The organism is Streptomyces sp. D2-8, assembly GCF_023184515.1.
Classification (GTDB): Bacteria; Actinomycetota; Actinomycetes; order Streptomycetales; family Streptomycetaceae; genus Streptomyces.
Map to the genome: position 1 here is coordinate 343,765 of NZ_JAAHBP010000001.1, position 11,783 is coordinate 355,547.

At 70.8% G+C, this 11,783-nt stretch carries 14 protein-coding genes and 2 pseudogenes; 12 read left to right on the forward strand and 4 right to left on the reverse strand.

Features of this window, described 5'->3' with window-relative positions:
* Positions 1-67: 67 nt before the first annotated feature.
* The 7 genes from G3I77_RS01475 (at position 68) to G3I77_RS01505 (ending at position 5,606) form a co-directional block, all read left to right on the forward strand.
* A complete protein-coding gene (locus G3I77_RS01475; protein ID WP_248500564.1) occupies positions 68-1,204 on the forward strand; it encodes a PfkB family carbohydrate kinase in 1,137 nt (378 codons plus the stop codon).
* A 132-nt stretch (positions 1,205-1,336) separates the two neighbouring features.
* The gene (locus G3I77_RS01480) at positions 1,337-2,404 is read left to right on the forward strand and encodes a PhoH family protein (protein WP_248500565.1); all 1,068 of its coding nucleotides are present in this window, start codon (positions 1,337-1,339) and stop codon (positions 2,402-2,404) included.
* 13 nt (positions 2,405-2,417) lie between these two features.
* Positions 2,418-2,915, forward strand: a complete 498-nt coding sequence (ybeY, locus tag G3I77_RS01485; RefSeq protein WP_248500566.1) for an rRNA maturation RNase YbeY — start codon at positions 2,418-2,420, stop codon at positions 2,913-2,915.
* 8 nt (positions 2,916-2,923) lie between these two features.
* Entirely contained in the window at positions 2,924-4,228 is a 1,305-nt protein-coding gene (locus G3I77_RS01490) for a hemolysin family protein (RefSeq protein WP_248500567.1), read from the forward strand.
* Positions 4,225-4,584 carry an MmcQ/YjbR family DNA-binding protein gene (locus G3I77_RS01495; protein ID WP_248500568.1) on the forward strand — a complete coding sequence of 120 codons (360 nt, stop codon included), beginning with the start codon at positions 4,225-4,227 and terminating at the stop codon, positions 4,582-4,584. The genes G3I77_RS01490 and G3I77_RS01495 overlap by 4 nt, the downstream gene beginning before the upstream one ends.
* Before the next feature lie 20 nt (positions 4,585-4,604).
* Positions 4,605-4,970, forward strand: a complete 366-nt coding sequence (locus G3I77_RS01500) for a cytidine deaminase (protein WP_248500569.1) — start codon at positions 4,605-4,607, stop codon at positions 4,968-4,970.
* Positions 4,971-5,129: 159 nt separating this feature from the next.
* Positions 5,130-5,606 carry a hypothetical protein gene (locus G3I77_RS01505; RefSeq protein WP_248500570.1) on the forward strand — a complete coding sequence of 159 codons (477 nt, stop codon included), beginning with the start codon at positions 5,130-5,132 and terminating at the stop codon, positions 5,604-5,606.
* A 25-nt stretch (positions 5,607-5,631) separates the two neighbouring features.
* Here G3I77_RS01505 and G3I77_RS01510 read toward each other — a convergent pair.
* Positions 5,632-5,847 (reverse strand): annotated as a pseudogene (locus G3I77_RS01510) (P-II family nitrogen regulator); the annotation flags it as partial.
* Here G3I77_RS01510 and G3I77_RS01515 point away from each other — a divergent pair.
* Positions 5,840-6,397: pseudogene (locus G3I77_RS01515) on the forward strand (hypothetical protein); the annotation flags it as partial. The pseudogenes G3I77_RS01510 and G3I77_RS01515 sit on opposite strands and share 8 nt — an antisense overlap.
* A gap of 62 nt (positions 6,398-6,459) precedes the next feature.
* Entirely contained in the window at positions 6,460-7,422 is a 963-nt protein-coding gene (gene era, locus G3I77_RS01520; protein ID WP_248500571.1) for a GTPase Era, read from the forward strand.
* Positions 7,423-7,436: 14 nt separating this feature from the next.
* Here the strand turns inward: era and G3I77_RS01525 are convergent, their stop codons facing one another.
* Positions 7,437-7,883: an ATP-binding protein gene (locus G3I77_RS01525; protein ID WP_248500572.1), complete on the reverse strand. Its 447-nt coding sequence runs from the start codon at positions 7,881-7,883 to the stop codon at positions 7,437-7,439.
* A gap of 248 nt (positions 7,884-8,131) precedes the next feature.
* Between G3I77_RS01525 and G3I77_RS01530 the strand changes: the two genes are divergently transcribed.
* Genes G3I77_RS01530 through G3I77_RS01540 form a run of 3 tightly spaced genes read left to right on the forward strand, consistent with a single transcriptional unit; the run spans position 8,132 to position 10,115 of the window.
* On the forward strand, positions 8,132-9,004 hold the full coding sequence (locus G3I77_RS01530) for a helix-turn-helix transcriptional regulator (RefSeq protein ID WP_248500573.1): 873 nt from the start codon (positions 8,132-8,134) through the stop codon (positions 9,002-9,004).
* On the forward strand, positions 9,001-9,252 hold the full coding sequence (locus G3I77_RS01535; RefSeq protein ID WP_031131025.1) for a DUF397 domain-containing protein: 252 nt from the start codon (positions 9,001-9,003) through the stop codon (positions 9,250-9,252). Before G3I77_RS01530 ends, G3I77_RS01535 begins: the two co-directional genes overlap by 4 nt.
* Positions 9,253-9,302: 50 nt before the next feature.
* A complete protein-coding gene (locus G3I77_RS01540) occupies positions 9,303-10,115 on the forward strand; it encodes an SAM-dependent methyltransferase (RefSeq protein ID WP_248500574.1) in 813 nt (270 codons plus the stop codon).
* Here G3I77_RS01540 and G3I77_RS01545 read toward each other — a convergent pair.
* Positions 10,105-11,430, reverse strand: coding sequence for a GH1 family beta-glucosidase (locus G3I77_RS01545; protein WP_248500575.1), 1,326 nt, complete (start codon positions 11,428-11,430; stop codon positions 10,105-10,107). The genes G3I77_RS01540 and G3I77_RS01545 overlap by 11 nt on opposite strands.
* 83 nt (positions 11,431-11,513) lie before the next feature.
* Positions 11,514-11,780 carry a protealysin inhibitor emfourin gene (locus G3I77_RS01550; RefSeq protein WP_248500576.1) on the reverse strand — a complete coding sequence of 89 codons (267 nt, stop codon included), beginning with the start codon at positions 11,778-11,780 and terminating at the stop codon, positions 11,514-11,516.
* Positions 11,781-11,783 lie beyond the last annotated feature (3 nt).

Here is an 11,783-nt window from a genome sequence, read left to right on the forward strand (position 1 = left end):
ATCGGCGTCACCTTGTCAGTGATGTGGTGCAGACTGGCCTGATCCGCACCACGTCAGGGAGCGCATCGTGATCGCGTCCACCGCCCCGGCAGGAAAGGGCCCGGCCGGAAAGGGATCGCACCGCCAGAGCCAGGTCGATCCCCTCGCCCCGCTGCGCACACCGGACGACCCGCCCTGGGACGTCTACCTCACCGGCACCGTCTTCCTCGACATCATCTTCACCGGGCTCGACTCCGCCCCGGTGCGCGGGACGGAGTCCTGGGCCCGCGGGATGGGGTCGAGCCCCGGCGGCGTCGCCAACATGGCGACCGCCCTGGCCCGCCTCGGCCTGCGCACCTCCCTCGCGGCCGCCTTCGGCGACGACCACTACGGCGACTACTGCTGGGACGCCCTGGAGCACGGCGAGGGCATCGACCTCTCCCCGTCGCGCACGGTGCCCGGCTGGCACTCCCCGGTGACCGTCTCCATGGCCTACGAGGGCGAGCGCACGATGGTCTCGCACGGCCACGAACCGCCGCCCGAGAAGCCCGCGCCCGCCTGCCCCTCACGCGCGCGTGCCGCCGTCGCCTCCCTCGCGCCCGGCGTGCGCGCGCCCTGGATCGCCCAGGCCGCGAGCAACGGCACCCGGGTGTTCGGCGACGTCGGCTGGGACGACACCGGGGCGTGGGATCTGGCGGCCCTGCCCGACCTGCGGCACTGCGAGGCGTTCCTGCCGAACGCGCAGGAGGCGATGCGGTACACGGGCGAGGACTGCCCCCGGGCCGCCGCGCACGCCCTGACCGACTACGTGCCGCTCGCGGTGGTCACCCTGGGGGCGGACGGGGCGTATGCGGTGGACCGGCGAACGGGGGAGACGGCGGAGGTTCCGGCCATCGCGGTCGAGGCGCTCGATCCGACCGGGGCCGGAGACGTGTTCGTCGCCGGGTTCGTGGCCGGGACCCTGGCGGACTGGCCGCTGGCCGACCGGCTGGCCTTCGCCGGTCTGACGGCGGCGCTGTCGGTGCAGGAGTTCGGCGGGTCGCTGTCGGCGCCGGGGTGGTCGGAGATCGCGGCGTGGTGGCGGAAGGTCCAGTCGGTCGAGGGGCAGTCGCCGGTGGCACTGGAGCGATACGGGTTCCTGGCGGGGCTCGTGTCGGAGGAGCTGGACAGGCCCTGGCCGCTGCGGCGGGCCGTCCCCACCATCGGCTTCCGCCGCTCGGCGTGAGGCCTTGCGGAAACCCCGCCCCCCAAAACCCCTACGGCGTTGTCACTTCCCCGTCGTACCCTGGGAATCGCGAGGCCGCCCTCAGCTGTGCGGCCGTGACGAGGAGGAAACGCAGGCCTTAAGCGCCGGCCCATGACTCAATCATCGACAGCTCACACCCCCGCGCAGGAGCAGGCGAGAGCGCAGCTCACCGTCCCCGCCCAGCACCCCATGGTGACCGTGCTGGGGTCCGGCGACAGCCTCCTGCGCGTGATCGAGAAGGCCTTCCCGGCGGCCGACATCCACGTCCGGGGCAACGAGATCAGCGCGGTCGGCGACCCGAAGGACGTCGCCCTCATTTCGCGCGTGTTCGACGAGATGATGCTGGTGCTCCGCACCGGGCAGCCGATGACGGAGGACGCAGTGGAACGCTCGATCGCCATGCTGAAGGCGAGCGACAACGGCGAGAGCGACGGCCAGGAGACCCCGGCCGAGGTGCTCACGCAGAACATCCTGTCCTCGCGCGGCCGCACGATCCGCCCCAAGACGCTCAACCAGAAGCGCTACGTGGACGCGATCGACAAGCACACGATCGTCTTCGGCATCGGCCCCGCGGGCACCGGCAAGACGTACCTGGCGATGGCCAAGGCGGTGCAGGCCCTGCAGTCCAAGCAGGTCAACCGCATCATCCTGACCCGCCCCGCGGTCGAGGCCGGAGAGCGCCTCGGCTTCCTCCCGGGCACGCTCTACGAGAAGATCGACCCGTACCTGCGCCCGCTCTACGACGCGCTGCACGACATGCTCGACCCGGACTCGATCCCGCGGCTGATGGCGGCGGGCACCATCGAGGTCGCGCCGCTGGCGTACATGCGTGGCAGGACCCTCAATGACGCTTTCATCATCCTCGACGAGGCTCAGAACACCTCCCCCGAGCAGATGAAGATGTTCCTCACCCGCCTCGGCTTCGAGTCGAAGATCGTGATCACGGGTGACGTGACGCAGGTCGACCTCCCGGACGGGACGAAGAGCGGTCTGCGGCAGGTGCAGGAGATCCTGGAGGGCGTGGACGACGTCCACTTCTCCCGGCTGTCGTCCCAGGACGTCGTCCGGCACAAGCTGGTGGGCCGTATCGTCGACGCGTACGAGAAGTACGACACCACGCACGGCACCCAGAACGGCGCGCACAAGAGCCGCGGCAAGTCCGGCCACAAGGGGAAGTAGCAAGCACAACACCATGTCGATCGACGTCAACAACGAGTCCGGCACCGAGGTCGACGAGCAGGCGATCCTCGACATCGCCCGCTATGCGCTCGCTCGGATGCGCATCCACCCGCTCTCCGAGCTCTCGGTGATCGTCGTGGACGCCGACGCCATGGAGCAGCTCCACATCCAGTGGATGGACCTCCCGGGTCCCACGGATGTCATGTCCTTCCCGATGGACGAGCTGCGGCCGCCCTCCAAGGACGACGACGAGCCGCCGCAGGGGCTGCTCGGCGACATCGTGCTGTGCCCCGAAGTGGCCACCAAGCAGGGGGCCGAGGCCGACACGCAGCACTCCATGGACGAGGAGCTCCAGCTCCTCACCGTCCATGGCGTGCTGCACCTGCTGGGCTACGACCACGAGGAACCGGACGAGAAGGCCGAGATGTTCGGCCTCCAGGCGGCCATCGTGGACGGCTGGCGCTCGGAGCGGGGCCTGACCGGCCCCTCCCCGGCGCCGACGGTCTCGTAGCGCCGCCGATGAGTCCGCAACTCGTCCTGGGCGCCATCGCCCTGGTCGTCGTGGCCTGGCTCGCCGCCTGCGCGGAGGCGGGCCTCGCGCGCGTCTCCAGCTTCCGCGCCGAGGAGGCCGTGCGCTCCGGCCGCCGCGGCGGCGCCAAGCTCTCCCAGGTCGCCGCCGACCCGACCCGCTACCTCAACGTGGCGCTGCTGGTCCGCGTCGCCTGCGAGATGGCCGCCGCCGCGCTGATCACCTACGGCTGCCTCAAGGAGTTCGACGGCACCACCGAGGCCCTCCTGGTCGCCATCGCGGTCATGGTCCTCGTGTCGTACGTCGCCGTCGGCGTCTCCCCGCGCACCATCGGCCGCCAGCACCCTCTGAACACCGCGACGGTCTCGGCGTACGTCCTGGTGCCGCTGGCCCGGATCATGGGCCCGATCCCGTCGCTGCTGATCCTCATCGGCAACGCGCTCACCCCCGGCAAGGGCTTCCGCCGCGGCCCCTTCGCCTCCGAGGCGGAGCTGCGCGCACTGGTCGACCTCGCCGAGAAGGAGTCGCTCATCGAGGACGACGAGCGCCGCATGGTGCACTCCGTCTTCGAGCTGGGCGACACCCTCGTCCGCGAGGTCATGGTGCCGCGCACGGACCTGGTGGTGATCGAGCGCTTCAAGACCATCCGACAGGCCCTCACCCTCGCCCTGCGCTCCGGCTTCTCGCGCATTCCGGTGACCGGTGAGAGCGAGGACGACATCGTCGGCATCGTGTATCTGAAGGACCTGGTCCGCAAGACGCACATCAGCCGCGACGCCGAGTCCGAGCAGGTGTCGACGGCCATGCGCCCCGCGTTCTTCGTGCCCGACACCAAGAACGCCGGCGACCTGCTGCGCGAGATGCAGAAGGAACGCAACCACGTCGCCGTCGTCATCGACGAGTACGGCGGCACGGCCGGCATCGTCACCATCGAGGACATCCTCGAGGAGATCGTCGGCGAGATCACCGACGAGTACGACCGTGAACTGCCGCCGATCGAGGAGCTGGGCGGGGACCGCTTCCGCGTCACCGCCCGCCTCGACATCTCAGACCTGGGCGAGCTGTACGGCCTGGAGGAGTTCGACGACGAGGACGTCGAGACGGTCGGCGGCCTGCTGGCGAAGGCGCTGGGGCGGGTCCCCATCGCGGGTGCCTCGTCCGTCGTCGGCCTGCCCGACGGCCGGGAGCTGCGCCTGACCGCGGAGGCGGCGGCCGGTCGCCGGAACAAGATCGTGACGGTGCTGGCGGAGCCGGTGGGCCCGGCGGACCCGGCCGAGGAGGAGAAGCCGGAATGACCCCGCAGGAACTGCGCGCGTTCTGCCTGTCCTTCAACGCAGCGGTGGAGGACTTTCCGTTCAGCCCGGAGATCTCGGTCTTCAAGGTGCAGGGCAAGCTGTTCGCCCTGTCGCACCTCGACGCGCGCCCCCTGAAGGTCAACCTCAAGTGCGACCCGGACGAGGCGGTCCGCCTCCGCGGCGAGCACGAGGGCCTCGTGGTCCCCGGCTGGCACATGAACAAGCGCCACTGGAACACGGTCACGGCCGACGGCGAGCTCCCGGACCAGCTGGTCCGGGAGCTCATCGAGGACTCCTACGACCTGGTCGTCGCGGGCCTGCCGCGAGCGGACCGCCTCCGCCTCGACCGCCCCTGACGCTTACGTATGCTCGGATCATGACCGACAGCAGCGCGCTCGACCCCGAGGACCGCAAGATCGTCACCCTGGCCCGTTCCGCGCGGGCCCGCAACGGCGTGCCGGAGGGCGCGGCCGTACGGGACGAGACCGGACGCACCTATGTCGCGGGCACCGTGGCCCTCGACTCCCTGAAGCTCAGTGCTCTGCGGACGGCGGTGGCGATGGCGGTGGCCTCGGGCGCACGGTCGCTGGAGGCGGCGGCGGTCGTGACGGAGGCGGAGACCGCGTCCGCGGAGGACCTGGCGGCGGTGCGGGACCTCGGCAGTGCCGAGACGCCGGTGCTGGTGGCCGGTCCCGACGGAACGGTCCGGACCACGGTCACCGCTGGCCGAACTTCGCTGTAACCGCCGGTAATTAGGCCGGTTTTCAACCTTGCCGCACTCTGCCCCACGCGCATCAATGGAACCGTAAGTTCCGACGGACCGTCAGGTTCGGCTCTCGCGCAGCGTGCCCGCACTCACCTGCCGAGCGGTCCCCCCACACGGAAAGGGAGCCGGAATCCCATGAGATGCAAGCGAATCGGAGCAGGTGCGGCACTGGCGGCCGGGGCCCTCGCGGCCGCGGGCCTCGCCTTCGCCCCCGCAGCCCTCGCCGTCACCCCCCAGGCAGCGACGATCAGCGCGGACTGCGGCACCTTCGGCAGTGGCGAGGCCACGCTCACGGCCACGCAGGACGGCACCGCCGCCACCCTCACCGTCAAGTCCTCCGCGATCACGGCGCCCATCGCGCTGGGAGAGGACTCGATCTCGTCCACCCTCACCCTGGTGAAGAGCGGCGGCGGCACCGTCGACTTCGCCGGCACGGAGAACCCGGCGATGGCCGCCGGCGCCCCCGTCGAGGTCGGCCCCCTCAGCGGCACCGTGGCCTCCGGCGACAGCCTGGAGGCCTTCGGCGGCTCGCTGAAGATGACCGTCTTCGGCATCACCATCACCTGCACGGCGACCGGGCCGCAGTCGCCGGGCCCGTTCGTGTTCGACTGAGACCGACAGCGACGCGGCCCCGGTGTCAGAGCGCGTCGGGGCCGCGCTCGCCCGTCCGCACCCGCACGACCGTGTCGACGGGCACCGCCCACACCTTGCCGTCGCCGATCTTGCCGGTGTGCGCGGCCTTCACGACCGCGTCGATGACGTCCTCGGCGACCGCGTCCTCGACGACGACCTCGATGCGGACCTTCGGTACCAGGTCGACCTGGTACTCGGCGCCGCGGTACACCTCGATCGAAGACCTCGACTTCACCGCCGAGACCACCCGCGAGAAGCACGGCCGCCGCAAGCAGTTCCGCAAGCTGATCTCCGGCATGCCCACCTCCAGGCTGCGGGCCCGGCTGGTGTCGATGGCGGCCGAGCTAGGCATCACCGTCGTCGCCGTCGACCCCGCCTACACCTCCAGGTGGGGCGCCCAGCACTGGCAGAAACCTCTTACTACCCACAACCGCACGACTACTCGCCACGACGCGGCAGCCGTGGCGATCGGCAGGCGCGCCCTGGGGCACCCGATCCGGCTGGGGGTACCTCCCAGGCCCTTAAGGCACTGGGGGAGGACGGCGCCGCCCCCTGCTCACCGGAGTGATGAGCAGGGGCATCGGACCGTCCAGGCCAGATCCGGTATCCCGGGACGTGAGGAACCCCGCCCGCGCGTCCCCGGACCACGGACACGATCCGTGCGCGCCGGACGCGAAGCGAAAGCGGGAGACCAGGACGCCCAACACCGTTCGGGGCGTCCGGCTGAGCATGAGCCCTGGCAGCAGGGCCCACTCCCGCTCAGCCTCTAGGAACGGTTTCGAGAAGCTCACCAGAGACGTCCGGTGCGGGGCGGCTCCGGGGATCAGGGAGAATGGGCGGCATGAGCGTTCGTACCCAGTCATCCGAAGAGCCGGCCGGAGCTGTCCACAGGGCTGGCTTCGCCTGCTTCGTGGGCCGTCCCAACGCGGGCAAGTCCACCCTCACGAATGCTCTGGTCGGCCAGAAGGTGGCGATCACGGCGAATCAGCCGCAGACGACGCGGCACACCGTGCGGGGCATCGTGCACCGCCCGGACGCGCAGCTGATCCTGGTCGACACCCCGGGGCTGCACAAGCCGCGCACGCTGCTGGGCGAGCGGCTCAACGACGTCGTGCGTACGACGTGGGCCGAGGTCGACGTGATCGGTTTCTGTCTGCCGGCGAACGAGAAGCTCGGCCCGGGTGATCGCTTCATCGCGAAGGAACTGGCGTCCATCAAGAAGACGCCGAAGATCGCGATCGTCACCAAGACCGACCTCGTCGACAGCAAGGTGCTCGCCGAACAGCTGATCGCCATCGACCAGCTCGGCAAGGAGCTGGGCTTCGAGTGGGCCGAGATCGTGCCCGTCTCGGCGGTCGCCGACAAGCAGGTGGACCTGCTGGCCGACCTGCTCGTCCCGCTCCTCCCGGAGGGTCCCGCCCTCTACCCCGAGGGCGACCTCACCGACGAGCCTGAGCAGGTCATGATCGCCGAGCTGATCCGCGAGGCGGCCCTGGAGGGCGTCCGCGACGAGCTGCCGCACTCCATCGCCGTGGTCGTCGAGGAGATGCTCCCGCGCGAGGACCGCCCCGCCGACAAGCCCCTCCTCGACATCCACGCCTTCGTCTACATCGAGCGCCCCAGCCAGAAGGGCATCATCATCGGCCCCAAGGGCAAGCGTCTGAAGGAGGTCGGCATCAAGTCCCGCAAGCAGATCGAGGCGCTGCTGGGCACGCCGGTCTTCCTCGACCTGCATGTCAAGGTGGCGAAGGACTGGCAGCGGGATCCGCGGCAGTTGCGCAAGCTGGGGTTCTGAGGTCCCTCCCCGCGCTAGGACGCCGTCCCGAGGCTTGCCCACACCGCGTTGCCGCCCGTGAGGGCCGAGCGGGTGATGCCCCAGCTGTCGGCTATCTCCCGTACGAGCAGCAGGCCGCGGCCGCCCTCGTCGTCGAGGCCGGGGTGGCGCTCGGGGATGCCGCGGCCCGTGAGGTCGCCGTCGTGGACCTCCAGCCGGAAGCGCGCGTCGGTCATCAGCTGGACGCCGCACAGGATCCGTTGGCTGAGCGTGTGCAGCACGGCGTTGGTCACCAGCTCGGACACGAGCAGCACGGCGTTCGCGCACACCTCTTCGGGCACCTGCCACGAGGCCAGCCGCGTGCGCAGGGCGTGACGGGCGGCTCTGACGCTGGTCCGCTGCGGCGGCAGCTCCAGCCAGTCGGTGCGGTCCGGGCGCACCGCGTCCAGGAACCGGGGGGTGGATGTCGTGTGGGGGGACACGGCGATCGCCTTCCGTGGGGGGTGGGCGCAATCAAGGAAGGGGCGAGCGGGCAAGGGGACGGCCGGTGGGGGGAGTTGATGCTTCCGGCACCCTGGTCACACAAGTAACTATGCTCGTAGAGCAGTTCACGCTGCAACCATCTCCCTGATAATTTCAGAACGACGGTATCGCCCGGGCGAAACGATCCGGTGACACGTTCAAGTCCCCGCCGGATCAACGGCAGTGACCACCCCTCAGGAGGCACGGCGTGAGCGACGCGCGATCAGGGACCGGCGCCGGCGCCCCGACCGTTCTCCGCATGATCCTGGGCCGCCGGCTCCAGGAGGCCCGGCAGGGCGCGGGCCTGTCCCTCGACGACGCCGCCAAGGCCCTGCGCGTCACGCCGCTGACCATCCGCCGCCTGGAGAAGGCCGAGGTCGGCCTGAAGATCCTCTACGTCGAGAAGCTGCTGGAGACCTACGGGGCGGGCCGGCAGGAGATCGACGAGTTCGTCGCCCTCGCCGAGCGGGCCAACGAGCCCGGCTGGTGGCACCCCTACCGCGACGTGATGCCGTCCTGGTTCACGGCCTACGTCAGCCTGGAGACCGGCGCCCGGACGCTGCGCACCTATGAGCCGCAGTACGTCACGGGCCTGCTCCAGACCCCCGGGTACGCGCGTGCCGTGCTGCGCGGCGGCTGCCCGAACGACGGCGAGGACGACCTCGACCGGCGCGTGGAGCTGCGGCTGCGCCGGCAGAGCCTGCTCACCAGGCAGGACGCGCCCACGCTGTGGGTGGTGATGGAGGAGGCCGTGCTGCACCGGGTGGTGGGCGGCCCGGAGGTGATGCGGGACCAGATCGACCGGCTGCTGGAGGCGTCCGAGCTGGATCACGTCAGCGTCGACATCGTGCCGTTCGGCGCGGGCGCCCACGTCGGGGCGTGCGCGCCCTTCACCTACTTCCGGTTCGAGGAGCGGGAGCTGCCCGACATCGTCTACAGCGAGATCCTCTCCGCCTCCGTCTACCTCGACCAGCGCGCGGACGTGGTGGCCCATCTGGAGGCGCACAACCGGCTGTCGCTGAAGACCTCGTCCGCGGACAGCAAGGCGCTGTTGAACCGCATGCGGAAGGAGTACGCATGACCGTGACCGAGGGCGCCGTCTACAACGGGATGCCCGCGTCGGACCTCGGCGAGCAGGGCTGGGAGCGTCCGTGGAGCGGCCCCAACGGGGGCCAGTGCGTGGAGACGAAGCAGCTCGCCGACGGCCGCGTGGCGGTGCGCCAGTCGGCCGATCCCGCCGGTCCCGCGCTGATCTACACGCCCGAGGAGATCACCGCGTTCGTCACGGGGGTCAAGCAGGGCCTCGCCGACCACCTGACGGCCCGCTGAACCCCACCGGACCGACTCGCACCACCACCCCCCACCGAGAGGCACCCCCCATGAGCACCTCGCAGGCCGCGCGGGACATCGACACCAGCAGGCCGCACTCGGCCCGCATGTACGACTACTACCTCGGCGGCAAGGACCACTTCGAGGTCGACAAGCTGGCGGCCGAGAGGGTCGCCGAGGCCTACCCCGCCATCTTCGTGTGCGCCCGCGAGAACCGGGCCTTCATGCACCGCGCCACCCGTGTCCTCGCCCGTGAGCACGGCATCCGCCAGTGGCTGGACATCGGCACCGGTATCCCCACCGAGCCCAACCTGCACCAGGTCGCTCAGTCCGTGGTGCCGGACGCCCGGGTGGTCTACGCCGACAACGACCCGCTCGTCCTCAAGTACGCCGAGCGTCTGATGCGCAGCACGTCCGAGGGCCGCACCACGTACATCGAGGCGGACGTCAACGACCCCCAGACGCTGCTGGACGCGCCCGAGCTGGCCGAGATCCTGGACCTGAACCGCCCGGTCGCGCTGTCCCTCAACGCCCTGATGCACTTCGTCACCGACGCCCAGGACCCCTACGGCATCGTGCGCCGCCTGCTCGACGTGCTGCCCTCGGGCAGCGCCCTGGCCCTGAGCCACTGCACGCCCGACTTCGACCCGTCGACCTGGCAGAAGGTCACCGACATCTACACCTCGGCCGGCACGCCGGTGCGGTTCCGCTCGCAGCAGGAGGTCGCCCGCTTCTTCGACGGCCTGGACCTGCTGGAGCCGGGCGTCAGCGTGGGCCACCGCTGGCGGCCCGACCCCGCCGAGGGCGACGCCCCGACGGATGCCGAGGTCAGCCTGTGGACCGGGGTCGGCATCAAGCCGTAGGTCCTCCCTGCGCCCTCAGCAGCTCCCGGTACCAGTGGTACGACGCCTTCGGGGTCCGCTCCAGGGTGTCGAAGTCGACGTGGACCAGGCCGAAGCGGCGTGCGTAGCCCTCCGCCCACTCGAAGTTGTCGAGCAGGGACCACACGAAGTAGCCGCGCACGTCGACGCCCGCCTCCACCGCCCGGTGCAGGGCCCGGACATGGCCGTCCAGGTAGGCGATGCGGTCCTGGTCGTCGACGCCCGGGTACGAGCAGCCGTTCTCGGTGATGACGACGGGCGGGAGCCGGTCGCCGTAGCGGTCGCGGAAGGCGGTGAGGAGTTCGGTGAGGCCCTCGGGGACGACCGGCCAGCCGAAGTCCGTGACCGGGTGGCCCTTGATCTCCCGGACGGAGAAGGGCAGTTCGGCGGGCATGGTGACGCCGCCGAACTCGATCTCCGCACCCTGCGGCGCACCCACCCTGGTCGGGGCGTAGTAGTTGATCCCGTACCAGTCGAGCGGCTCGGCGATCACCTTCAGGTCCGCCTCGACGTCCCCCGGCATCAGCTCGCCGATGCCGTCCGGGTACCGGCCCAGCAGCAGCGGGTCCGCGAACAGGCGGTTCAGCAGCAGGTCGTAGAACTCGGCCGCGTCCACGTCCGCCGCCTCGGTCGACGCCGCCCAGGTCGGGCCGTGCGAGTTGGCGATGCCGATGTCGGCGGCGCCCGAGGCGCGCAGGGCCCGTACGGCCAGGCCGTGGGCCAGCAGCTGGTGGTGGGCGACCGGCAGCGCGTCGAACAGCAGCTTCCTGCCCGGTGCGTGCACGCCCAGGGCGTGGCCCAGCAGGGTGTGCTCGGCGGGCTCGTTCAGGGTGATCCACTTCGTCACGCGGTCGCCGAGGCGGCCTGCGACCAGCGACACGTGCTCGGCGAAGCGCTCGGCCGTGTCCCGCTCCAGCCAGTCCAGGTCCGCGGGCAGGTCCCAGTGGAACAGCGTCGGCACCGGGCGGACGCCGACCGCGCACAGGTCGTCGACCAGCCGGTCGTAGAAGTCCAGGCCCTTCTCGGACCGGACCCGCGGCCAGGAGACCGAGAAGCGGTAGGCGTCCACGCCCAGACCGGCCAGGAGGGCCACGTCCTCGCGGTGGCGGTGGACGTGATCGCAGGACACCGCCGCCGTCGAGCCGTCCTTCACCCGCCCCGGCTCCGCCGTGAAGGCGTCCCACACGGACGGCTCGCGCTCGTCCGCGGCGCCCTCGATCTGGTGCGCCGAGGTGGACACGCCCCAGAGGAAGCCGGCCGGGAAGCGGGGGATCGGATTGCCTGCGTCAGTCGCCATGTGCTGGATCATCCGTACCGGCGGTAACGGAAGTCAACGGCCGGGCGGGAAGGAGCTGTTGCCCGGCCGGTGACGCGGACCCGTCAGGCCCCTTCCTTCAGCACCCGCGAGATCAGCTTCCGCTGCTCCTCCGTCAGCCGGGGATCCGCGCAGTACACGGTCCTCCCGTCCACCGTGAGCTGGTAGACGAATCCGTCCGGGACCCCGACCGGAGGCGTGCTCCGGCCGGCGGCCAGGGCCTGCTCGGCCAGGGTGTGCCATTCGGGGGCGTCGGGTCGGCCCGAGGTGTCCACCTCGGCATGCCGCTCGATGCCCGCGAACCCGCCCGTACGCCGCACCTGAATACGCATGGC

What these genes read in the sequence shown, in the direction of transcription:
- G3I77_RS01490 (WP_248500567.1), top strand. Translation starts at nt 2,924, where the DNA reads ATGAGTCCGCAACTCGTCCTGGGCGCCATCGCCCTGGTCGTCGTGGCC.
- G3I77_RS01495 (WP_248500568.1), top strand. Translation starts at nt 4,225, where the DNA reads ATGACCCCGCAGGAACTGCGCGCGTTCTGCCTGTCCTTCAACGCAGCG.
- G3I77_RS01480 (WP_248500565.1), top strand. Translation starts at nt 1,337, where the DNA reads ATGACTCAATCATCGACAGCTCACACCCCCGCGCAGGAGCAGGCGAGA.
- G3I77_RS01550 (WP_248500576.1), bottom strand. Translation starts at nt 11,780, where the DNA reads ATGCGTATTCAGGTGCGGCGTACGGGCGGGTTCGCGGGCATCGAGCGG.
- G3I77_RS01505 (WP_248500570.1), top strand. Translation starts at nt 5,130, where the DNA reads ATGAGATGCAAGCGAATCGGAGCAGGTGCGGCACTGGCGGCCGGGGCC.
- era (WP_248500571.1), top strand. Translation starts at nt 6,460, where the DNA reads ATGGGCGGCATGAGCGTTCGTACCCAGTCATCCGAAGAGCCGGCCGGA.
- G3I77_RS01545 (WP_248500575.1), bottom strand. Translation starts at nt 11,430, where the DNA reads ATGGCGACTGACGCAGGCAATCCGATCCCCCGCTTCCCGGCCGGCTTC.
- G3I77_RS01540 (WP_248500574.1), top strand. Translation starts at nt 9,303, where the DNA reads ATGAGCACCTCGCAGGCCGCGCGGGACATCGACACCAGCAGGCCGCAC.
- G3I77_RS01535 (WP_031131025.1), top strand. Translation starts at nt 9,001, where the DNA reads ATGACCGTGACCGAGGGCGCCGTCTACAACGGGATGCCCGCGTCGGAC.
- G3I77_RS01500 (WP_248500569.1), top strand. Translation starts at nt 4,605, where the DNA reads ATGACCGACAGCAGCGCGCTCGACCCCGAGGACCGCAAGATCGTCACC.
- ybeY (WP_248500566.1), top strand. Translation starts at nt 2,418, where the DNA reads ATGTCGATCGACGTCAACAACGAGTCCGGCACCGAGGTCGACGAGCAG.